At 58.5% G+C, this 19,942-nt stretch carries 16 protein-coding genes and 1 pseudogene; 8 read left to right on the top strand and 9 right to left on the bottom strand.

Translation table 11 applies throughout. The features are described from left to right. Positions 1-37: 37 nt before the first annotated feature. Genes AB4O35_RS01900 through AB4O35_RS01890 form a run of 3 tightly spaced genes read left to right on the top strand, consistent with a single transcriptional unit; the run spans position 38 to position 2,731 of the window. Positions 38-577: an ankyrin repeat domain-containing protein gene (locus AB4O35_RS01900; RefSeq protein WP_460149487.1), complete on the top strand. Its 540-nt coding sequence runs from the start codon at positions 38-40 to the stop codon at positions 575-577. A gap of 35 nt (positions 578-612) precedes the next feature. Continuing rightward, on the top strand, positions 613-1,980 hold the full coding sequence (gene radA / locus AB4O35_RS01895; RefSeq protein ID WP_049711449.1) for a DNA repair protein RadA: 1,368 nt from the start codon (positions 613-615) through the stop codon (positions 1,978-1,980). 16 nt (positions 1,981-1,996) lie between these two features. Further along, positions 1,997-2,731 carry a hypothetical protein gene (locus AB4O35_RS01890; protein ID WP_065891140.1) on the top strand — a complete coding sequence of 245 codons (735 nt, stop codon included), beginning with the start codon at positions 1,997-1,999 and terminating at the stop codon, positions 2,729-2,731. Between the two features lie 27 nt (positions 2,732-2,758). On the opposite strand, the gene AB4O35_RS01885 is transcribed toward AB4O35_RS01890, so the two are convergent. Together AB4O35_RS01885 and AB4O35_RS01880 are read right to left on the bottom strand one after the other, a co-directional pair. After that, the gene (locus AB4O35_RS01885) at positions 2,759-3,505 is read right to left on the bottom strand and encodes a sulfite exporter TauE/SafE family protein (protein ID WP_065945488.1); all 747 of its coding nucleotides are present in this window, start codon (positions 3,503-3,505) and stop codon (positions 2,759-2,761) included. Between the two features lie 9 nt (positions 3,506-3,514). Then, on the bottom strand, positions 3,515-3,883 hold the full coding sequence (locus AB4O35_RS01880; protein ID WP_065875339.1) for a PilZ domain-containing protein: 369 nt from the start codon (positions 3,881-3,883) through the stop codon (positions 3,515-3,517). 175 nt (positions 3,884-4,058) lie between these two features. Here AB4O35_RS01880 and AB4O35_RS01875 point away from each other — a divergent pair, with 175 nt between their 5' ends. From AB4O35_RS01875 to yjiA, 3 genes are all read left to right on the top strand, one after another. Further along, positions 4,059-6,125 carry a carbon starvation CstA family protein gene (locus tag AB4O35_RS01875; RefSeq protein WP_057024512.1) on the top strand — a complete coding sequence of 689 codons (2,067 nt, stop codon included), beginning with the start codon at positions 4,059-4,061 and terminating at the stop codon, positions 6,123-6,125. Positions 6,126-6,140: 15 nt separating this feature from the next. Further along, positions 6,141-6,338: a YbdD/YjiX family protein gene (locus tag AB4O35_RS01870; RefSeq protein ID WP_003176208.1), complete on the top strand. Its 198-nt coding sequence runs from the start codon at positions 6,141-6,143 to the stop codon at positions 6,336-6,338. 180 nt (positions 6,339-6,518) lie between these two features. Next, a complete protein-coding gene (gene yjiA, locus AB4O35_RS01865) occupies positions 6,519-7,478 on the top strand; it encodes a GTPase (protein ID WP_065945487.1) in 960 nt (319 codons plus the stop codon). 123 nt (positions 7,479-7,601) lie between these two features. On the opposite strand, the pseudogene glyA reads toward yjiA, so the two are convergent. From glyA to AB4O35_RS01850, 3 genes and pseudogenes are all read right to left on the bottom strand, one after another. Beyond that, positions 7,602-8,856, bottom strand: a pseudogene (glyA, locus tag AB4O35_RS01860) (serine hydroxymethyltransferase). A gap of 231 nt (positions 8,857-9,087) precedes the next feature. Then, positions 9,088-12,939 (bottom strand): bifunctional diguanylate cyclase/phosphodiesterase, encoded by a 3,852-nt coding sequence (locus AB4O35_RS01855; RefSeq protein ID WP_065909815.1) that lies wholly within the window; start codon positions 12,937-12,939, stop codon positions 9,088-9,090. Positions 12,940-13,060: 121 nt separating this feature from the next. Continuing rightward, complete coding sequence (locus AB4O35_RS01850) at positions 13,061-13,666, bottom strand: LysE family translocator (protein ID WP_065875336.1); 606 nt, start codon at positions 13,664-13,666, stop codon at positions 13,061-13,063. Between the two features lie 160 nt (positions 13,667-13,826). Here AB4O35_RS01850 and ettA point away from each other — a divergent pair, with 160 nt between their 5' ends. Both ettA and gdhA read left to right on the top strand, forming a co-directional pair. Next, positions 13,827-15,491, top strand: coding sequence for an energy-dependent translational throttle protein EttA (ettA, locus tag AB4O35_RS01845; RefSeq protein ID WP_049711458.1), 1,665 nt, complete (start codon positions 13,827-13,829; stop codon positions 15,489-15,491). Between the two features lie 346 nt (positions 15,492-15,837). Then, entirely contained in the window at positions 15,838-17,175 is a 1,338-nt protein-coding gene (gene gdhA, locus AB4O35_RS01840) for an NADP-specific glutamate dehydrogenase (RefSeq protein ID WP_065945484.1), read from the top strand. Here the strand turns inward: gdhA and AB4O35_RS01835 are convergent. The 4 genes from AB4O35_RS01835 to AB4O35_RS01820 form a co-directional block, all read right to left on the bottom strand. Beyond that, on the bottom strand, positions 17,172-17,669 hold the full coding sequence (locus AB4O35_RS01835; RefSeq protein WP_065875334.1) for a GreA/GreB family elongation factor: 498 nt from the start codon (positions 17,667-17,669) through the stop codon (positions 17,172-17,174). The two genes, gdhA and AB4O35_RS01835, sit on opposite strands and share 4 nt — an antisense overlap. A gap of 70 nt (positions 17,670-17,739) precedes the next feature. Further along, complete coding sequence (locus AB4O35_RS01830; protein ID WP_065875333.1) at positions 17,740-18,096, bottom strand: hypothetical protein; 357 nt, start codon at positions 18,094-18,096, stop codon at positions 17,740-17,742. 188 nt (positions 18,097-18,284) lie between these two features. Further along, on the bottom strand, positions 18,285-19,370 hold the full coding sequence (locus AB4O35_RS01825; protein ID WP_065875332.1) for a type I restriction endonuclease: 1,086 nt from the start codon (positions 19,368-19,370) through the stop codon (positions 18,285-18,287). Positions 19,371-19,585: 215 nt separating this feature from the next. Next, positions 19,586-19,885 (bottom strand): chorismate mutase, encoded by a 300-nt coding sequence (locus AB4O35_RS01820; protein WP_065875331.1) that lies wholly within the window; start codon positions 19,883-19,885, stop codon positions 19,586-19,588. Between the last annotated feature and the right edge of the window lie 57 nt (positions 19,886-19,942).

The raw sequence follows: 19,942 nt of genomic DNA, 5'->3' as shown, positions 1-19,942 counted from the left end.
CCAGAGACGGGCGTCGACCCTTGGCAGGAGAACACCCATGCGAATTTCTATCGGTCTGCTGATGGCCATGCTGGCCTTTGTCGCCCACGCCGAGTCGCCCGACCCGGTCGCGCTCAAGGCCCAGTTGCAGGATTACTACTTCGACGCCTCGCGTCGTGGCGACCTCGACATGCTCAATACCTTTATCGACTCCGGCTATAGCCTCAACACCCAGGATGACAAGGGCTACACCGCGTTGATCCTCGCCGCGTACCACGGTCAGGGCCCGTTCGTGGAGCGCTTGCTCAACGCCGGTGCCGACGCCTGCGTGCAGGACAAACGCGGCAACACAGCGCTGATGGGCGCGATCTTCAAGGGCGAACTGAAAATTGCCCAACGCCTGCTGGCCACCGACTGCAACCCCGACCAGCGCAATGGCGCCGGGCAGACGGCGGCCATGTATGCCGGGCTGTTCAAGCGCGTCGAGCTGTTGGATGAGCTGAAAGCCAAAGGCGCCGACCTCAATGCCGAAGACCCGATCGGCAACAGTGCTTCACGATTGGCCAGCGGTGAAATCCGGACCCCGGCGCCGCGCTGAGCTATCATCGCGGTTTTTCGGTTGGAGGTTCTCAAATGGCAAAGGCCAAGCGCATGTACGGCTGCACGGAGTGCGGCGCGACCTTTCCCAAGTGGGCCGGCCAGTGCAGCGAATGCGGTGCGTGGAACACCCTGACTGAAACCATGATCGAAAGCGGCGGCGCGGCGGCCCCCACCGGCCGTGCCGGCTGGACCGGGCAACAGGCGCAGATCAAGACGTTGGCCGAAGTCAGCGTTGAAGAAATTCCGCGTTTCTCCACCGCTTCCGGCGAGCTCGACCGGGTATTGGGTGGTGGTCTTGTGGACGGCTCGGTGGTGCTGATCGGCGGCGATCCGGGTATCGGTAAATCGACGATCCTGCTGCAAACCCTGTGCAGCATCGCCAGTCGCATGCCGGCGCTGTACGTCACTGGCGAAGAATCCCAGCAGCAAGTGGCCATGCGCGCCCGTCGCCTGGGTTTGCCCCAGGATCAACTGCGGGTCATGACCGAAACCTGCATCGAAAGCATCATTGCCACGGCGCGTATCGAAAAGCCCAAGGTCATGGTGATCGACTCGATCCAGACGATTTTCACCGAGCAACTGCAATCAGCGCCGGGCGGTGTGTCCCAGGTGCGCGAGAGCGCGGCGCTGCTGGTGCGTTATGCCAAGCAAAGCGGCACGGCGATCTTCCTCGTGGGCCATGTGACCAAAGAAGGCGCGCTGGCCGGGCCACGGGTGTTGGAGCATATGGTCGACACTGTGCTGTATTTCGAAGGCGAATCCGACGGCCGCCTGCGTTTGCTGCGGGCGGTGAAGAACCGTTTTGGTGCGGTAAACGAGTTGGGCGTGTTCGCCATGACAGACCGGGGGCTGAAAGAAGTCTCCAACCCGTCGGCGATTTTTCTGACTCGCGCTCAGGAAGAAGTCCCAGGCAGTGTGGTAATGGCAACGTGGGAAGGCACTCGCCCGATGCTGGTGGAAGTGCAAGCGCTGGTGGATGACAGTCATCTGGCCAACCCGCGCCGTGTGACCTTGGGTCTGGATCAAAACCGCCTGGCCATGCTGCTCGCGGTGTTGCACCGACACGGCGGCATTCCGACCCATGACCAGGATGTATTCCTGAACGTCGTGGGTGGGGTCAAGGTGCTGGAGACCGCGTCTGACCTGGCGTTGATGGCGGCGGTGATGTCCAGCCTGCGTAATCGGCCGTTGCCGCATGACTTGCTGGTGTTTGGTGAAGTCGGCCTATCGGGCGAAGTACGCCCGGTGCCCAGCGGCCAGGAGCGCCTCAAGGAAGCAGCCAAGCACGGCTTCAAGCGCGCCATCGTGCCCAAGGGTAATGCGCCGAAGGAGTCGCCGCCGGGGATACAGATTATTGGGGTGACGCGCTTGGAGCAGGCGTTGGATGCACTTTTCGAATAGATCAAGGATGGATGCAATGCAACGATCGAGTAGGTGGGGTGTTATCGCCTTGTTTATCGCCTTGGCCGGGTTGCCTGCGATGGCGTGGGCCGACACGGCCAAGCTGCCGGCCGGTTACCGCCTGGCCCAAAAACTGGTGACACAAGACGGCAGCGTCTTGCAGGTACTCGAAGATCAACGCATCAGCGCCCAGATGCACAAGGACAGTTGGGGCAGTGGCCTGGATGAGGATTCGTTCGACGAACCCGGTGACCTGGTAGAAAACCCGCTGCTCGGAGCCCAGGTGCGATTGCTGTCGGCGTCGGGGGATTTAGTCGCGCACGACGACCTCGGTTATCCCTTGGCCGAGGTCAAGAAAGCCCCGCTCAAAGGCCTACCGGACGCGGTGTATTTTCTGATCATTGATCAGACCGCGCCAATGGGGAGTTACAGTGGCCCGGCAACTCAAGTGCTGCTGCCGGCCAAGCAAAAACTTGAGCCTATGAGTTACAAGGACGCTGACGGCAAGTTCAAGACGCTGACCTTGGCCCAGACCGGCAAGGCCGCGTGGCGGGTTGCATCGCCGGTCAAAGGTGGCGCGGATGAGCTGCTGCAAGTTTCTTCATTTATGGACGGTGATGGCGAGGATGATTTTGCCACCCGCTACCAAACCTATCGTTTTGTGGATGGGCAGTGGCAGGTCGCGGTGAGCCAGAAAGCGGGTTACTGGGACACGGAAAGCGACTTCCCCACGCGTACGGCATTTCCCTGAACTGTCGTTTTTCCCGTGAGAGAACCGCTACCAGAAGAGCATTTTCAACGCCAAGGCAACGACGACGACATTGAAAGCGCTCTCCATCCACTTATCGCCTTTCTGTAGAGCAAACTTGGCGCCCGCATTGGCGCCCACCAGCGTGCCTATGATCAGGCAACATCCGTACTGCCAATTAATGATGCCGCTGATACCGAATATTATTAACGAGCCAACTGAGAGGATGAGACCTCCGACTTTCCGAGTACCAATTGATTCACTGATCGTTTTTTTAAAAAAAATAATATACAAATAAGTTGATAACTTGGCTTGTCCGCCAAATAAACCGCCAATCATGCCCACGGGAACAAACAGTACATAGCCGCAAAAGCGTCTGAGCGATGAGGGGGTGGCCTTCGGTGAATGAGGCTTCCTGATGAGTGAAAGTGCCACCAATAGTAGCGTCAGGCCGCCAATGATTTTATGCAGCAGCGCGGGGTCTATTTGCACGAGCAGGCTTGCACCGATCAAGGCGCCGGCCAACCCAAGTGCCGCCGCGGGGGCCGCTAGCCTGAAATCCACTTTTCCACTGTTATGAAAGTGCCTCAAGCCGGCGAACATAGTGCCTACCGAAGCCAGGCGAGCGGTTGCTATCGAAGACTGAGGGGGTATCCCAAGCCAGATCATCACTGGAACGGTTAGAAATACGCTGCCTCCCGTATTGGTTCCGATAAAACCCGTTATAACACCCAGCAGCACCAATCCAGCGCCTGTCAGCCATTCATGCTCAACCATAATGGCGGTTCATACCTCCAGCAAAGCACCCAGCTCTCGCTCCAACTCTTCCTGGTCGCCCAGATTCAACTCGATCAGCCGCCGCAAGTGGCTGATCGACTCCAGATCGATGTCTTTGCACACAAAGCCCAGTTGCCCATGATCCTCATGGGTCAGTCGCACTTGCATTTTTATATGCGCCTTGGGATCCAGGCGTATGTCGACATCGAACGGCAGCGCCTTATTGCCCTTCCAGTCTTCGGGCCGTTGCACCAACAGGCCCTTTAGCGACAAATCTACTAATTGCACTGGCCATTCGCGCCCGTTTTGCCGAAGTTCGGTCTTGGCATCAAAGGCGATCCGGCGAAAACGACGGCGGTCAGACGGCTGCTCGGTCATGGTGAGAACCCTCTGTGGTTAGAAGGATTGTAGCCCTGCGCCATCATCGGGCCGTTATTTCTGCTTTTTTTACCCTTAGAAGGCTCTAGACCAACGTAGGGGGGTGGCCTTTAAGGCCAGTAGCGCTAAACTCCGGATGGCTGTCCTTTCTGTCCACCCTGGCTGGAATATAAAAATGAAAAATAATAATAGCCTGCTACGCCATCTACCCTGGCTGGTGCTGGCAATTGTAGGAGCGTGCGCCCTGGGCGTAGTGGCCTTGCGCCGCGGCGAGGCGATCAACGCCTTGTGGATTGTGGTCGCTGCGGTGGCCATCTATCTGGTTGCGTACCGTTACTACAGCCTGTTCATCGCTAATAACGTGATGCAACTCGATCCACGGCGGGCCACCCCCGCAGTGGTCAATAATGATGGTCTGGACTATGTGCCGACCAACAAACACATCCTTTTCGGTCACCACTTTGCGGCGATTGCCGGTGCAGGCCCATTGGTCGGCCCGGTACTGGCGGCGCAAATGGGCTACCTGCCTGGCACGCTCTGGCTGATTGCCGGCGTGGTGCTGGCCGGTGCCGTGCAGGACTTCATGATCCTGTTCCTGTCCACTCGTCGCAACGGCCGCTCCCTGGGGGACATGGTCCGCGAAGAGATGGGCCGCATCCCTGGGACCATCGCGCTGTTCGGCTGCTTCCTGATCATGATCATCATCCTTGCGGTGCTGGCGCTGATCGTGGTCAAGGCCCTGGCCGAGAGCCCGTGGGGCATCTTCACGGTGATGGCGACCATCCCGATCGCGATGTTCATGGGCATCTACATGCGCTACATCCGCCCGGGCCGCATTGGTGAAATTTCGATCATCGGCGTGCTGTTGCTGCTGGGCTCGATCTGGCTGGGCGGGCAGATTGCCGCTGACCCGGTCTGGGCCAAGGCCTTCACCTTCACCGGTATACAGATCACCTGGATGCTGATCGGCTACGGCTTCGTCGCGGCGGTACTGCCGGTGTGGCTGATCCTCGCGCCACGCGACTACCTGTCGACCTTCTTGAAAATCGGCACCATCATTGCCTTGGCAATTGGCATCCTGGTGACCATGCCCGACCTGAAAATGCCGGCGTTGACCCAGTTCATCGATGGCACCGGTCCGGTATGGAAGGGCGGTCTGTTCCCATTCCTGTTCATTACCATTGCCTGCGGCGCGGTATCGGGTTTCCACGCACTGATCTCGTCGGGCACTACGCCCAAACTGTTGGCCAGTGAAAGCCATGCCCGCTACATCGGTTACGGCGGCATGCTGATGGAGTCGTTCGTGGCCATCATGGCCATGGTTGCCGCGTCGGTGATCGAACCTGGCGTGTACTTCGCCATGAACAGCCCGGCCGCGATTGTCGGCACGGACGTGGTCACCGTGGCGCAGACCGTCAGCAGCTGGGGCTTTGCGATCACGCCTGAGGCGCTGTCTGCCGTCGCCCATGACATCGGTGAAACCACCATCCTGGCGCGTGCCGGTGGTGCACCGACGCTAGCGGTGGGGATCGCGCAGATCCTGCACAGTGTGCTGCCGGGTGAAAACACCATGGCGTTCTGGTACCACTTTGCGATCCTGTTCGAAGCGCTGTTCATCCTGACGGCGGTGGACGCCGGTACCCGTGCCGGTCGCTTCATGCTGCAAGACCTGTTGGGTTCCTTCGTGCCGGCGCTGAAACGCACCGAGTCCTGGACGGCCAACCTGATCGCGACCGCTGGTTGCGTGGCCATGTGGGGTTACCTGCTGTACCAAGGCGTGATCGATCCATTGGGCGGCATCAACACCTTGTGGCCGCTGTTCGGTATCTCCAACCAGATGCTGGCGGGTATCGCGCTGATGCTGGCAACCGTTGTGCTGATCAAAATGAAACGCCAACGCTACATCTGGGTGACCATGCTGCCAGCCGTCTGGCTGCTGATCTGCACCACCACGGCGGGCTTCATCAAGCTGTTCGACGCGAACCCTGCGATCGGCTTCCTGTCGCTGGCCAAGAAGTACAGCGATGCGTTGGCCAACGGCCAGATCCTGGCTCCGGCCAAGAACATCGACCAGATGCAGCACGTGATCTGGAACGCCTACACCAACGCAACGCTGACGGCGCTGTTCCTGTTCGTGGTGTTCAGCATCCTGTTCTATGCGCTCAAAGTCGGCGTCGCCGCCTGGGGCAACAAAGAACGTACGGATAAAGAAGCCCCGTTCCAGGCTGTACCGGACGCGTAATAGAGGATTGCAGCCATGTTCAATGACATCAGTCGCCTCGGTAAATACCTCGGTCAGGCCGCGCGCCTGATGGTCGGCATGCCCGACTACGACACGTACGTCGAGCATATGCAAACCAAGCACCCGGACAAACCGATGATGGACTACAAGGCGTTCTTTCGGGAGCGCCAGGAAGCCCGTTACGGTGGCAAGGGTGGGCCTAAGTGCTGCTGACCTGATAATTCGGGCTGGCGGTGATCCCCTGTGGGAGCCGGTTTGTGTGGGAGCTGGCTTGCCTGCGATAGCATCACTGCGGTGTAACTGATACACCGAGGTGTTTGCATCGCAGGCAAGCCAGCTCCCACATAAGCCCGCTCCCACATTTGTTTTTGTGTTCCTTCAGGAGAATTTTCTTTGTCCTCTCCCATCCCCGTCACCATCCTCAGCGGCTTCCTCGGCGCAGGCAAGACCACCCTGCTGCGCCACCTGCTCAAGGCCGAGCACGGGTTGAAAATCGCCGTGATTGAAAACGAATTCAGCGATGCCGGTATCGACACCCTGCTCTTGGGCGCAGAACCGGTGCAAGTCATGACCCTGTCCAATGGCTGCGTGTGCTGCACCATCCACACCGACCTGACCAAAGCCCTCTACTTGCTGCTCGAACGTCTGGACAGCGGCGAGATCGCGTTTGATCGCCTGGTGATCGAGACGACCGGCCTGGCCGATCCGGCGCCGGTGGCCCAGACGTTTTTCATCGACGAGGAACTGCGCGAGCGCTACATCCTCGACGGCATCATCACCCTGGTGGACGCCGCCCACGCCGAGCACCACCTGACCCAGACCATCGCCCAGGCCCAGATCGGTTTTGCCGACCGCCTGCTGGTCAGCAAGCGCGACCTGGTGGATGACGCCACCTTCGACGCGCTCAGCGAACGCCTCACCCGCATCAACCGCCGTGCGCCGATCCGCGTGGTGGACCATGGCAATATCGACTTGGCTGAACTGCTCGACGTGCGTGGCTTCAACCTCAATGCTGGCATGAGCCTGCGCCCGGTGAGCGCCGCGCCGTCCATCGACCGCATTTCCAGCCTGGTGCTGCGCACTGACCAGCCGCTGGATATCGACCGCCTCAGTGAGTTCATGAACGAACTGTTGGAAGACCACGGCAAGCAATTGCTGCGCTACAAGGGCGTGCTGAACATTGCCGGGGAAGATCGACGTATGGTGTTCCAGGGCGTGTTGAAGCTCTACGGTTTCGACTGGGATACCGAGTGGGCCGAAGGCGAGGCACGGGAGAGTGTGATTGTGTTTATTGCCGATGAGTTGCCGGAACAGAAGATTCGCGACGGTTTTGCCAAGGTCTACCAACCCTGACTTGAAACGCAGCCCAACTGTGGGAGCAGGCAAGCCAGCTCCCACAATTGACCGTATTTCACATTTGAATTGGCATAAAAAAGCCCGGCTCTTCAGCCGGGCTTCTTATTCAAGCAACTGCTATCAAGCGCCGTACACCGGCAGCTTTTTGCAGATGGCCTTGACCTTCTCACGTACCGCGTCGATCACGGCTTCGTTGTTCAGGTCAGCCAGGATGTCGCAGATCCAGCCAGCCAGTTCCTTGCACTCTGCTTCCTTGGAAGCCGCGAGTGGTCACCGCCGGAGTGCCGAAGCGCAGGCCGGAGGTGACGAACGGCGAACGTGGGTCGTTCGGTACGGAGTTCTTGTTCACGGTGATGAAGGCTTTGCCGAGGGCAGCGTCAGCATCTTTACCGGAAATGTCCTGCTTGATCAGCGACAGCAGGAACAGGTGGTTTTCAGTACCGCCGGACACCACGTCAAAGCCGCGCGTGATAAACACTTCAGCCATGGCCTTGGCGTTCTTCACGACTTGTTGTTGATAGGTCTTGAACTCAGGCTGCAGCGCTTCCTTGAAGCAGATTGCCTTGGCGGCGATCACGTGCTCCAGCGGGCCACCTTGGGCGCCAGGGAATACGGCAGAGTTCAGCTTCTTTTCGATCTCGGCGTTAGCGCGCGCCAGGATCAGGCCGCCACGTGGACCGCGCAGGGTCTTGTGGGTGGTGGTGGTGACCACGTCAGCGTAAGGCACTGGGTTCGGGTAGACGCCCGCGGCGACCAGACCGGCTACGTGAGCCATGTCAACGAACAGGTACGCGCCCACTTTGTCAGCGATTTCGCGGAAGCGCGGGAAATCCAGGATCTGCGAGTAGGCAGAGAAACCGGCCACGATCATTTTTGGCTTGTGCTCGACCGCCAGGCGCTCGACTTCGTCGTAGTCGATCAGGCCGTTGGCATCGATACCGTATTGAACGGCGTTGTACAGCTTGCCGGAGGACGAAACGCTGGCGCCGTGGGTCAGGTGACCGCCGTGGGCCAGGCTCATGCCCAGGATGGTGTCGCCACCTTGCAGCAGGGCCAGGTACACGGCGCTGTTGGCTTGGGAACCGGCGTGCGGCTGGACGTTGGCGTAATCGGCGCCGAACAGTTCTTTTGCACGGTCGATGGCCAACTGCTCAACCACGTCAACGTACTCGCAACCACCGTAGTAGCGCTTGCCTGGGTAGCCTTCGGCGTACTTGTTGGTCAGAACCGAACCTTGAGCCTCCATCACCGCAGGGCTGGTGTAGTTTTCCGAAGCGATCAGCTCAATGTGCTCTTCCTGGCGCACGGCTTCTTGCTCCATGGCGGCAAAGAGATCGGCGTCGTACTTGGCAATAGTCAAATCACGGCTGAACATGGCGGTCCTCAAGGATCGGGGGCAGAAAAGGAGGGCATTCTAACCCAATGGGTTTTAGATGGCATATGAAAGGACATCATGTCGCGGACAAGCGGGATTCACTTAGGGATAAGCGGTGCCAGTGCCGGCCCTATCGCGGGCAAGCCCGACTCCCACATTTTGATGTGTGAACCCATTCAAAGGTGGGAGCTGGCTTGCCTGCGATGAGGCCATCAGCCCCACCACACAAACTCAGTCGAACATGAAGAGGGCGTCGTTACTGAACTGCGCCTCAAACCGATGCGCCGGCATCGGCCTCCCAAACAGGTAGCCCTGCACTTCATCGCAGCCATGCTCACGCAGGAAGTCCAGTTGCTCATGGGTTTCCACGCCTTCAGCGATCACCGCCAGGTTCAGGCTGTGGGCCATGGCGATAATGGCCCGGGCGATCTGTGCATCCTGCTCGCCTGACGGCAGGCCGTCGACAAAGGTGCGGTCGATCTTCAGCACGTCGATAGGGAATTGCTTGAGGTAGTTGAGTGACGAATAACCCGTTCCGAAGTCGTCCACCGCAATGCTCAGGCCCAGGTTTTTCAGGCTGTCGAGAATATGCATGGCCTCGTTGACTTCGCGCATCAGGATACTTTCGGTCAGCTCCAGCTCCAGGCACGCCGGCGGCAAGCCAGTGTCCTTGAGGATTGTGGCAATGCGCGTGCCCAACTGGCCGTCGGAGAACTGCCGCGCGGAGATATTCACCGAGACTTTCGGCACGCGCACCTTGTTCTGGTGCCAGGTCTTGAGTTGGCGACAGGCTTCGCTGATCACCCAGTCGCCGACGTCCACCACCAGGCCCAACTCTTCCAGCACCGGGATGAAGTCCCCCGGCGGCACCAGCCCGCGACGCGGGTGGCGCCAGCGCAGCAGGGCCTCGGCGCCCGTCAGGCGCTTGCCGTCGCCGCTGAACTGCGGCTGGTAATAGAGCACGAATTCGTCCTGTTCCAGGGCGTGGCGCAAATCGCTTTCCAGCTCCAGGCGCTCCAGGGCGCTGGCGTTCATGTCCGACTGGTAGAACTGGAAATTGTTCTTGCCGCGCTCCTTGGCGTGATACATCGCGGTGTCGGCGTTTTTCATCAACTGGCTCAGCTCGTTACCGTCCTGCGGGCTGAGGGCGATGCCGATACTGGCGGTCACAAAGAATTCTCGGCCTTCCAATACAAAGGGTTTTACCAGGCTGGCGAGGATCTGCTCGGCCACATGGATCGCGCGGTTCAGCGCCATTTCACGGTTGACCCGTGGCTGCAGGAGCAGCGTGAACTCGTCGCCACCCATGCGCGCCACGGTGTCGTCTTCGGCCACGCAACCCAGCAGGCGCGTAGCCATTTCCTTAAGCATGCGGTCGCCGGCGGCGTGACCCAGGGAGTCGTTGATCGGTTTGAAGCGGTCGAGGTCGAGGAACATCAGCACCACCCACGACTTCTGCCGTTCGGCCGACTGCAACGCGGTGTGCAGGCGATCCTGGAACAGCGTGCGGTTGGGCAGGTGGGTCAGGGCGTCATAGTAGGCCAGGCGGTGGATGCGCTGTTCGCTGGCCTTGCGCTCGCTGATATCACTGAAAAAGCACACGTAGCTGGCTAGGTCGCCCTCATCGTCAAACACGGCAGTGATGCCGACCCACGCCGGGTAATGCTCGCCATTGCGGCGCTTGAGCCACACTTCGCCTTCCCAGGTGCTGTGCTGATGCAGTTGCTTGAGCACGTAGCGCAAGTGGGCTTCCTGCTGTTCGTCGACGGTGAGCATGTTGGGCAATTGATCGAGCACATCGCTGACCGCATAGCCGCTGACCCGGCTGAACGCCTCGTTGGCCTGCACGATATACCCCGCCGGGTCGGTGATCAGGATCGCCGACGTGGAGTGCTCGAATACCGTGGCCGCCATGCGCAGGTCTTTCTCGGCGCGGCGCTGCTGGCTGATGTCGCGACCCACGCCAAGGATGCCTTCAAAGGCGCCGTGTTCGTCCCACACCAGCACCAGGCGCAACTCAATCGGCACTTTGCGACCGTCGGCGCGCAGGCAGTCGAACAGGAACAACTGGGTTTGAATGTCATCACGCAGCTTGTTCAACGCCTCGGGATCGCCCAGCGCGCGGCTGACCTGCTCCATCAGGCTATAAATGCCGGTCAGTTGCTGCGGGTTGGCAATGATCGACTGCCAGCCGTTCTTGAACACCCAATCCACGTCATAGCCCAGCACGGCATTGACCGATGGGCTGACATAGTTGAGGGCCAATTGGCTGTCGGTGGAGCAGATCACGTCGCTGATGCTTTCGGCCAGCATGCGGTAGCGCTGTTCGCTGTCGCGCAGGGATTCACTGGCTTCGATCTGGTCGGTGATGTCCTTGGCCACGCCGATGATCCGGCTGATCTGCGCGGTCTCTTCGCGGGCTAGGGCTTGTTCACGGATATCAAAACGGCGCCACTGGTTATCGCGATGACGGAAGCGCAGTTGGCAGTGCAACTGCGTGGTGTAGCCGACATTGCGCTGCTGCTGGCGCAAATCATGGTAATGCTCGGCGTCCTCGGGGTGCAGCAGGATTTCCCAGAAGTACTCGCCCATTTGCTGCAGTTCGGCCTTGTTGTAGCCGAGAGTGTGGCCCAAATGGTGGTTGCTGAAAATCATGCGCTGGCTGATCACATCCTGCACATACAGGTGGTCGGGCACGGTGCGGACCACGTCTGACCAGAAGCTTTCCCGTTCGACCAGCGACAGCTCGATCAGCTTGCGGCTGGTGATATCGCTGATACTGAGGATCACTGCCTTGAAGTCGTCTTGTTGCTCGGGCAGGCGCATCACCAGCCACAGGTATTGCTCGTTGCCGGCCACGTCTTTGAGCTGGATTTCCAGCTCCAACTGGCTCTGTTGGGTCAGGACAGCATCAAGTATCTGGCAACCGATGGACGTGGCATTGCGCGGGCAGTCATCGATCAGGCGTCCCCAGGCCTCCTCGCAGGAGCCCACGTTCAACAGGCGCACCGCCACCTGGTTGACCTCGGTGATGCGCAACTCCTTGAGCAGTCGCTGGCGCTCGTCGGGGTTGGCCTGCAGCCAGTCGTGCAATTGCTCACGGGTCTGCAATCGGGTCTTGTCGAAGAAACCGTTCAGGCCCGATAAGTCAAGCACGCACAGGGCCACGCCGGTGCCTTCGAAAATGTCCTGGTAGCGCCGCCGACCTTCATGCACTTGGCGCTGGCGGCGACGCATGTTCAACAGCACGATCACCGGGATCAGGGAGAACGCCAGGCCCAACAGGCATTTGCCGATAAACGCCGGCAACAGTTGCTCCAACACGGCGGTGCGGTCGAACAGCCCACGCAATTGCCAGTCGCTCTTGCTCAGGGGCGTGACCAGTACGCTTTTATTCAGTTCGTCCGGTGTGAGGGCGCTGGCCCACTGGGCCGGCATGCCGCTGTCACGGCTGATGACGCGGTGGTTGACGCGATTCTCGATGACCCACATCGGGCGTTGGCCCTGGCCGTCCTGGGGGGTGAGGTTGGCCAGGTAGTTGGGCGCCAGGCGCAATGCCCAGTACATCCTTGAACCGCCGCTGGGCTGGTGCAATAGCAGATAGATGAGGGTGCCGTCGTTGCTGTTGCTCAGGTAATAGGACTGGGAGTGGCTGCGCTGCACCAGCTCTTCAAGCCAGGCGCCGTCCTGGCTGTCGGTGGCGCTGTCACTGATCATCGCGCCGCTGGGGGCGAGCAGGGCGACGCTGCGCAGCTCCGGCAGCGAGCGCTGCAAGGTGCGCATCAAGGCCTGTTGCTGTTCGCTGTCGCGCGGTGGCTCGACCATCGGGAGTAGGTTAAGAGCGATTTTTGCGCTCAGGGCCATGTTCAGGCTGATCTGTTCGGCCAGGTCGGCACTGTAGTCGATGGTGTATTGCTGCTGGTTCTTCTGGTTTTGCTGCAACTGGTCAAGCAGTTGCCAGAACAATAAGGCGAGCAGCATGAGGACGAGCGTCGCCAATGCGCCTTTGAGGGTGCCGTGCAGGGGCGCTCCCGGCGCTATATGAGCGGCGCGCAGGGGAGTAGGCGGCGTGACTTTGGACAAGCTGTGATCCTGCGGTTTGGCTGGACTGGCGCGCGACGTGCACTATAAGCCGGACGCCCGGAGGGCGGCTAGCATGCCCTGACTTGTGGCAAAGTGCCAGCCCCGCCTGGCAGGACTCAAGTCAGGCACCTGTGTGGATCAGGCTGTCGGCCAGGCGGGTCAGGATGGCGAGCGTGAAGACGCCGATAACCACAGAGGCCGTGCGGTTGATGGCGTGCGGCGTCAGCCAGGCGTATCCGCCATGTCTGATGCGGGCGCCGAACAGTACCCATGCGCACCCCACCGGTACCACCACGGCTGTGAACTGTGCGACGAACTGCACATATAACGTCAGGTCGATAAACGTCTGCACGGGGACGATGAACGAAACGATCAGCAAACCCTTGGGGTTGATCAGCGTCAGCAGAAAGAAATGCAGTCTGGATACGCGTGCTTCAGGTGCAGACTTGAGTGTTTCGTCGGGGTGGCACCACAGCAGGTAGGAAGTCCTGATCAGGTAACAGACCGAAGCGAACTGCACGAGCTTCAGCCCCCAAGGCACGCTGTCGCCTATATGGCTGAGCAGGTAGCCCCAGAAGGATATCTGCGTCAGGTACGCCAGGCACTCCAGCAGGCTCAGCGGCCAGGCGCGCCTGAACCCCGTGAGTATTCCCGAGCGCAATAGCAGTGTGTTGGTGGGGCCCGGCATTAATAGCAGCAAGCCGAGTGCAGAAATGACGCCAAGCATGAAGGGGGTCTCCTGGAACCTCTGAGGGGTTGGGCGGCTAATCTAACAGATAGATTTCGATACGCTCGGCCACTTAGGTTAACCTTGAGGATTCGCAATGCTATGTACAGCGCCATGACGCTACGTAGGCCTGTTCTCACTTTTTCATGAGGTCCACATTTTGGCTCAATACGTCTTCACCATGCATCGGCTGGGGAAAGTTGTCCCTCCGAAGCGGGAAATCCTGAAAAATATTTCGCTGTCCTTTTTCCCTGGCGCCAAGATCGGCGTGCTCGGCCTCAACGGTTCGGGTAAGTCCACGCTGTTGAAAATCATGGCCGGCGTCGACACCGAGTTCGAAGGCGAAGCCCGCCCGATGCCCGATCTGAACATCGGCTACCTGCCGCAAGAGCCGATCCTGGACCCGACCAAGACCGTTCGCGAAGTGGTTGAAGAAGCCGTCAGCGTGATCAAAAACGCCCAGGCGCGCCTCGACGAGGTTTACGCCGCGTACGCTGAAGAAGACGCCGACTTCGACAAACTGGCGGCCGAACAAGCCAAGCTCGAAGCCATCCTGCAGGCCAGCGACGGTCACAACCTGGAGCGTCAGCTGGAAGTTGCCGCCGACGCGTTGCGTCTGCCGGCATGGGACGCCAAGGTCGAATTCCTGTCCGGTGGTGAAAAGCGCCGTGTGGCCCTGTGCCGCCTGCTGCTGTCGGCCCCTGACATGCTGCTGCTCGACGAACCGACCAACCACTTGGACGCCGATTCCGTCGCCTGGCTGGAGCATTTCCTTCATGATTTCCCGGGCACCGTGGTTGCGATCACGCACGACCGGTACTTCCTGGACAACGTGGCCGGCTGGATCCTCGAGCTCGACCGTGGCGCCGGTATCCCTTACGAGGGCAACTACTCCGGTTGGCTGGAAGCCAAGTCCGACCGTCTGGCTGCCGAATCCAAGCAGCAATCGGCCCATGAAAAAGCCATGAAGGAAGAACTGGAGTGGGTGCGTAAAGGCGCCAAGGCGCGTCAGTCCAAATCCAAGGCGCGTCTGCAACGCTTCGAAGAAATGCAATCGCAGGAATTCCAGAAGCGCAGCGAAACCAACGAGATCTACATCCCGGCCGGCCCGCGCCTGGGTGACAAGGTCATCGAGTTCAAGAACGTATCCAAAGGCTATGGCGACCGTGTGCTGATCGACAACCTGTCGTTCTCCATGCCAAAAGGCGCGATCGTCGGTGTTATTGGTGGTAACGGTGCGGGTAAGTCCACGCTGTTCCGCATGCTGATGGGCAAGGAAACGCCGGATTCTGGCACTATCGAAGTCGGTGAAACCGTGCAGTTGGCCTGCGTGGACCAGAGCCGCGAAGACCTCGACGGCAGCAAGACGGTGTTCCAGCAGATTTCCGACGGTTCCGACCAGATCCGTATCGGCAACTATGAAATCCCGTCGCGTACCTACGTGGGCCGTTTCAACTTTAAGGGCGGCGATCAGCAGAAGTTCGTCAAGGACCTGTCCGGCGGTGAGCGCGGTCGCTTGCACTTGGCCCTGACCCTGAAAGAGGGCGGCAACGTGCTGTTGCTCGACGAACCGTCCAACGACCTCGACGTTGAAACCTTGCGTTCCCTGGAAGAAGCGCTGTTGGACTTCCCTGGCGCCGCCATTGTGATCTCTCACGATCGGTGGTTCCTTGACCGCGTCGCGACTCACATCCTGGCGTACGAAGATGACTCCCAGGCGGTGTTCTTCGAAGGTAACTACACCGAGTACGAAGCGGACCGTAAGAAGCGTTTGGGCGATGCTGCTGCCCAGCCGCACCGTGTGCGCCACAAGAAACTGGCCTGATTCGGGTTGGTATGAAAAAAGCGGAGCCTTAGGGCTCCGTTTTTTTTGCGTGCTTTTCAGGGTGACCGAGGTGATCTCATCGCAGGCAAGCCTGCTCCCACACTTGACCGCGCTGATGCGGATGTACTCGATCAATGTGGGAGCTGGCTTACCTGCGATGCCCGACTACCTATTGGTGCATGGTTTGAGCTGAAATCCCCATTTGGGGGCGAAATAATGTAGTTATTTATATCAAATGCACCATTTAAATTCATAAAGGCGACATTTTGCCCTGTCGCAGTGCGAAACGAATTGATAAAGTCCGGCTCAATCTCTGTTAACAACTAAAAATCTGCCGAGACTTTTCATGATCGAATCCGTCGAATCCTTCCTCGCTCGCCTCAAGAAACGCGACCCAGACCAGCCCGAATTCCACCAGGCAGTAGAAGAAGTCCTACGCAGCCTGTGGCCGTTTCTTGAAGCCGACCCTCACTACCTGGCATCGGGCATCCTGGAGCGCATCTGCGAGCCGGAACGCGCGATTACCTTCCGGGTGTCGTGGGTGGATGATCATGGCAAGGTCCAGGTCAATCGCGGTTTCCGTATCCAGATGAACAGCGCCATTGGCCCCTATAAAGGTGGCCTGCGCTTCCACCCGTCGGTGAACCTGGGTGTGCTGAAATTCCTCGCCTTCGAGCAGACCTTCAAGAACTCGCTGACCTCGCTGCCTATGGGCGGCGGCAAGGGCGGCTCGGACTTTGATCCCAAGGGCAAGAGCGATGCTGAGGTCATGCGCTTCTGCCAATCCTTCATGAGCGAGCTGTACCGCCATATCGGCGCAGACGTGGACGTGCCGGCCGGCGATATCGGCGTGGGCGCCCGTGAAATCGGCTTCCTGTTTGGTCAGTACAAGCGCCTGAGCAACCAATTCACTTCGGTGCTGACCGGCAAGGGCATGACCTACGGCGGCAGCCTGATTCGCCCGGAAGCCACCGGCTTCGGTTGCGTGTACTTCGCCGAAGAAATGCTCAAGCGCAATAACCAGCGTGTCGAGGGCAAGCGTGTGGCGGTGTCCGGTTCCGGCAACGTGGCGCAATACGCGGCGCGCAAGGTGATGGACCTGGGCGGCAAGGTGATTTCCCTGTCCGATTCCGAAGGCACCCTGTACGCCGAAAGCGGTTTGACCGAGGAGCAATGGTCGGCCTTGCTTGAGCTGAAAAACGTGCAACGCGGCCGCATCAGCGAACTGGCCGAGCGTTTTGGCCTGGAGTTTCGCAAGGGTCAAACCCCGTGGGAATTGGCCTGCGACATCGCGCTGCCGTGCGCCACTCAGAACGAACTCAATGCCGATGCTGCGCGCACCCTGCTGCGCAACGGCTGCCTCTGCGTGGCCGAAGGCGCCAATATGCCGACCACGCTGGAGGCTGTGGATATCTTTATCGAGGCGGGCATTCTGTTCGCACCGGGCAAAGCCTCCAACGCCGGCGGTGTCGCGGTCAGTGGCCTGGAAATGTCGCAGAACGCCATCCGCCTGCTATGGACGGCGGGCGAAGTGGACAGCAAGCTGCACGCCATCATGCAGTCGATCCACCATGCCTGCGTGCATTACGGCGAAGAAAACGGTCGGGTCAACTACGTGAAAGGCGCGAATATCGCGGGTTTCGTCAAAGTCGCCGACGCGATGCTGGCTCAAGGCATCGTCTAAGCCTCGGGCTCAATCAGCAGCACTTCGATCAACTGATCGCCGACGGGGCGCAGCCACAGCACCTCGTCACCCACCTGGGCGCCCAGCAATGCGCGGCCCAGAGGCGAACCCCAGTTGATCAAGCCCGCGTTGGCGTCCGCCTGATCTTCACCGACCAACTGAATGCGCTGCTGCTCGTCCTGCTCATTGGCGAACGTCACCCAACTGCCGATCTGCACCTTATCGCTGGAAGTGGCTGGTGCGACCACTTGGGCGCTCTGCACCCGTTGATTGAAGTAACGCAAATCCCGTTCAAGGTCGGCCTGGCGTTGTTTGTCAGCGCGCTCGCCCTTGGCGGATTCAGCGCTGTGTTCCTGCTGCAACTGCGCAACCTTGGCCTGCAATTGCGCCAAACCCTGCGCAGTCAGACGGTTGGGCTGCTCACTAACCTGACGCTCCACCGGCTGATCAGCCTGGGCGGCAGCGTTATCCTCGTTTACAAAAGCTCGGCTCATGGTGTTCTCCCTCTATGGAGTTTGGGCCATGTTCGCCGCGCAATAGTTTCGATGGATGTCTGAAAGCGACCTATTGCGAGCGATAGGCCCTGGCGGCGTCGCGGTCTTTCTCATGCTGCCAAGCCCGCTCGCGGTCATCCCAGTGGTTGTCCCTGTAGTCGCGCAACTCTTCGTTTTCACGCATGGCCTTGCACTGTCGAAAGCCATCCTCCCAGCCTTCGGCGTATTGCCGATCCTTCAGGTAACGCGGCACATTTTTGCGAAACTCCCCGGTGATCACCCCGGCAGCCTGGCGACCACTGCTGCAGCCATCGTCAAAACCGTCGGCAAAGGCCGGTGGATAACCCTTGGCCAGTAAATCCTGATGGGTCGTTTGGCAACCCGCCAGCCACACCACCGCACACAGCAATAACGCAGACCGCCACATGGCGTACTCCCTGGCCGTTTCACGGCTGATAGGGAGAGTCTAGAAGGGGATTTGTCAGGGAGGTGTGAAAGGGAAGTGAGAAAGGTGTTGGGCGGTGAGCGCGGCACTTGTAGTGAGCGGGGCAAGCCCGCTCACTACACGGTTATCGACGATTCCGCGAGAGTATTCTAACTAACGCTCTGCGGCCTTTAGTCGTAATAACCCACCGTCTTTTTCAACTGATCGGCGTACTCGTAAATTTCATCAATGGATGAAATCGCGTGCCGTGTTTCATTTTTTTCCTCGTCGAATATTCCGAGGTATTTCTGACTGCGATTGAAGTGAAGACGGCAAATCGGCTTGCGATTATTGTCGTCCAGTAATATCCCAAAATAGCTTTGTGTATCTCTTTGAACAATCCGCTTGGCATCGACCACCGATCGAACAACGGCTCGGACGATGTGATAACCCTCTAGCTCTTCAAGCGTCGTCAGAATTTTATCTTCTGACTCGTCTCTTTCCTGCGCATCTGAATTGGCACTGTTCGCGACGGGCATTGATGCCATTGTTGGTTGGATGGCTCCGCTCATCGCTGACTTGAGTCGATCATTGATCTGATCGTTCAAAAACTGAGCTAACGCTTTTCGTGTCAGTTCGAAAAACTGCTCGCGCACTTTCTGTGTGATTACACCTTCGTAAACTCGGGATGCGAAAAATTTAACGAAGTCATCTTCCGGTTTGCTGACCTGTAAGCCAATGAGCTTTTTGAGTTGACTGACGTATTTCAGCTCTCCAGCGGCATTGATTATTGAGTCAACGTCGAATGCCGACTTGGTGAGTTTGATCAACTCTGGTACGGAGTACTCATCAATGTCTAATAAATCCAACTCTAGAAATGGCTTTTCATCCATTTTATTTGGAGCGTCCAAGTCGGTAAAAAATCTGTAGACCTGGCCGTTTGTGAGGATTGAGATTCTTGCGCTCGTGACATGAAAGTATCGAAAAAGCTGCGATGCATGATTGATGCTCAATGACTCACCGATTTTTTTGCATTCGATCAGTATTTGGACCTCACCATCTTTCATGATCGCATAGTCGATTTTTTCGCCTTTCTTCGTCCCTACATCACAGACAAATTCAGGCATCACTTCTTGTGGATCAAACACGTCGTAACCCAACACCGTATTGATAAAAGGCATTACGAAAGCATTTTTTGTCGCTTCTTCTGTTTGAATGGCGGGGCCCTGCAGCCGAACCTTTGCTGCCAAGCTGGTGAGCTTTTCAAAAAAATCCATAGTTAGCCTCTACCTATTCAGATCCGTGGATAGACGTGGTGGCGATTTGATTGCTACCCGAGACTAGACACAAATCCTCATAAAGCGAGGCTTCGTCGAAGCAAATTTGTGAATGCTAAAAAAAGCTAAAAAATCTTCTGATTATTCTTGCTTGCAAATCAACAGGTTGAATATGGGCGAGGAATTTCTGTAGAGATAAATATATTTGGTAATTCTTAACTGTCTTGTATGAGAACAGCGTGCTCAGCCAACTCCTGCTGGATAAACGCCGCAATCATTGCCCGATACACCTGCTCAGTGACCTCTGGATTGGCGCCTACTGTCTGCGACAAGTCCCGTACTTTGGAGATCACCTGTTCAACCCGTTGAGGGGCCTTTACGCCATCGGCATCTTTTTTGAAGCGCGCTGCCTGGGAGACGTAGCGACCGCGCTCTGCCAGCAGGGTGACAATTTGCTGGTCGAGGCGGTCGATGTTGGTTCGGATTTCTTCCAGCGTTGTGCAGGTAACGGCCATGTCGTTTGAACTCCTTGAGATGTATCTGAATAAACTCGGGCCAAATGTGGGAGGGGG

The organism is Pseudomonas sp. H1_A03 (assembly GCF_054685145.1).
Note: the sequence above shows the minus strand (reverse complement) of the source record. Positions and strands in the feature narration are given on the sequence as shown.

Coding starts and splice junctions, on each gene's coding strand:
- radA (WP_049711449.1), top strand. CDS start 613: ATGGCAAAGGCCAAGCGCATGTACGGCTGCACGGAGTGCGGCGCGACC.
- AB4O35_RS01825 (WP_065875332.1), bottom strand. CDS start 19,370: ATGGATTTTTTTGAAAAGCTCACCAGCTTGGCAGCAAAGGTTCGGCTG.
- AB4O35_RS01830 (WP_065875333.1), bottom strand. CDS start 18,096: ATGTGGCGGTCTGCGTTATTGCTGTGTGCGGTGGTGTGGCTGGCGGGT.
- AB4O35_RS01835 (WP_065875334.1), bottom strand. CDS start 17,669: ATGAGCCGAGCTTTTGTAAACGAGGATAACGCTGCCGCCCAGGCTGAT.
- AB4O35_RS01900 (WP_460149487.1), top strand. CDS start 38: ATGCGAATTTCTATCGGTCTGCTGATGGCCATGCTGGCCTTTGTCGCC.
- gdhA (WP_065945484.1), top strand. CDS start 15,838: ATGATCGAATCCGTCGAATCCTTCCTCGCTCGCCTCAAGAAACGCGAC.
- AB4O35_RS01880 (WP_065875339.1), bottom strand. CDS start 3,883: ATGACCGAGCAGCCGTCTGACCGCCGTCGTTTTCGCCGGATCGCCTTT.
- AB4O35_RS01875 (WP_057024512.1), top strand. CDS start 4,059: ATGAAAAATAATAATAGCCTGCTACGCCATCTACCCTGGCTGGTGCTG.
- AB4O35_RS01870 (WP_003176208.1), top strand. CDS start 6,141: ATGTTCAATGACATCAGTCGCCTCGGTAAATACCTCGGTCAGGCCGCG.
- AB4O35_RS01885 (WP_065945488.1), bottom strand. CDS start 3,505: ATGGTTGAGCATGAATGGCTGACAGGCGCTGGATTGGTGCTGCTGGGT.
- AB4O35_RS01850 (WP_065875336.1), bottom strand. CDS start 13,666: ATGCTTGGCGTCATTTCTGCACTCGGCTTGCTGCTATTAATGCCGGGC.
- AB4O35_RS01820 (WP_065875331.1), bottom strand. CDS start 19,885: ATGGCCGTTACCTGCACAACGCTGGAAGAAATCCGAACCAACATCGAC.
- AB4O35_RS01890 (WP_065891140.1), top strand. CDS start 1,997: ATGCAACGATCGAGTAGGTGGGGTGTTATCGCCTTGTTTATCGCCTTG.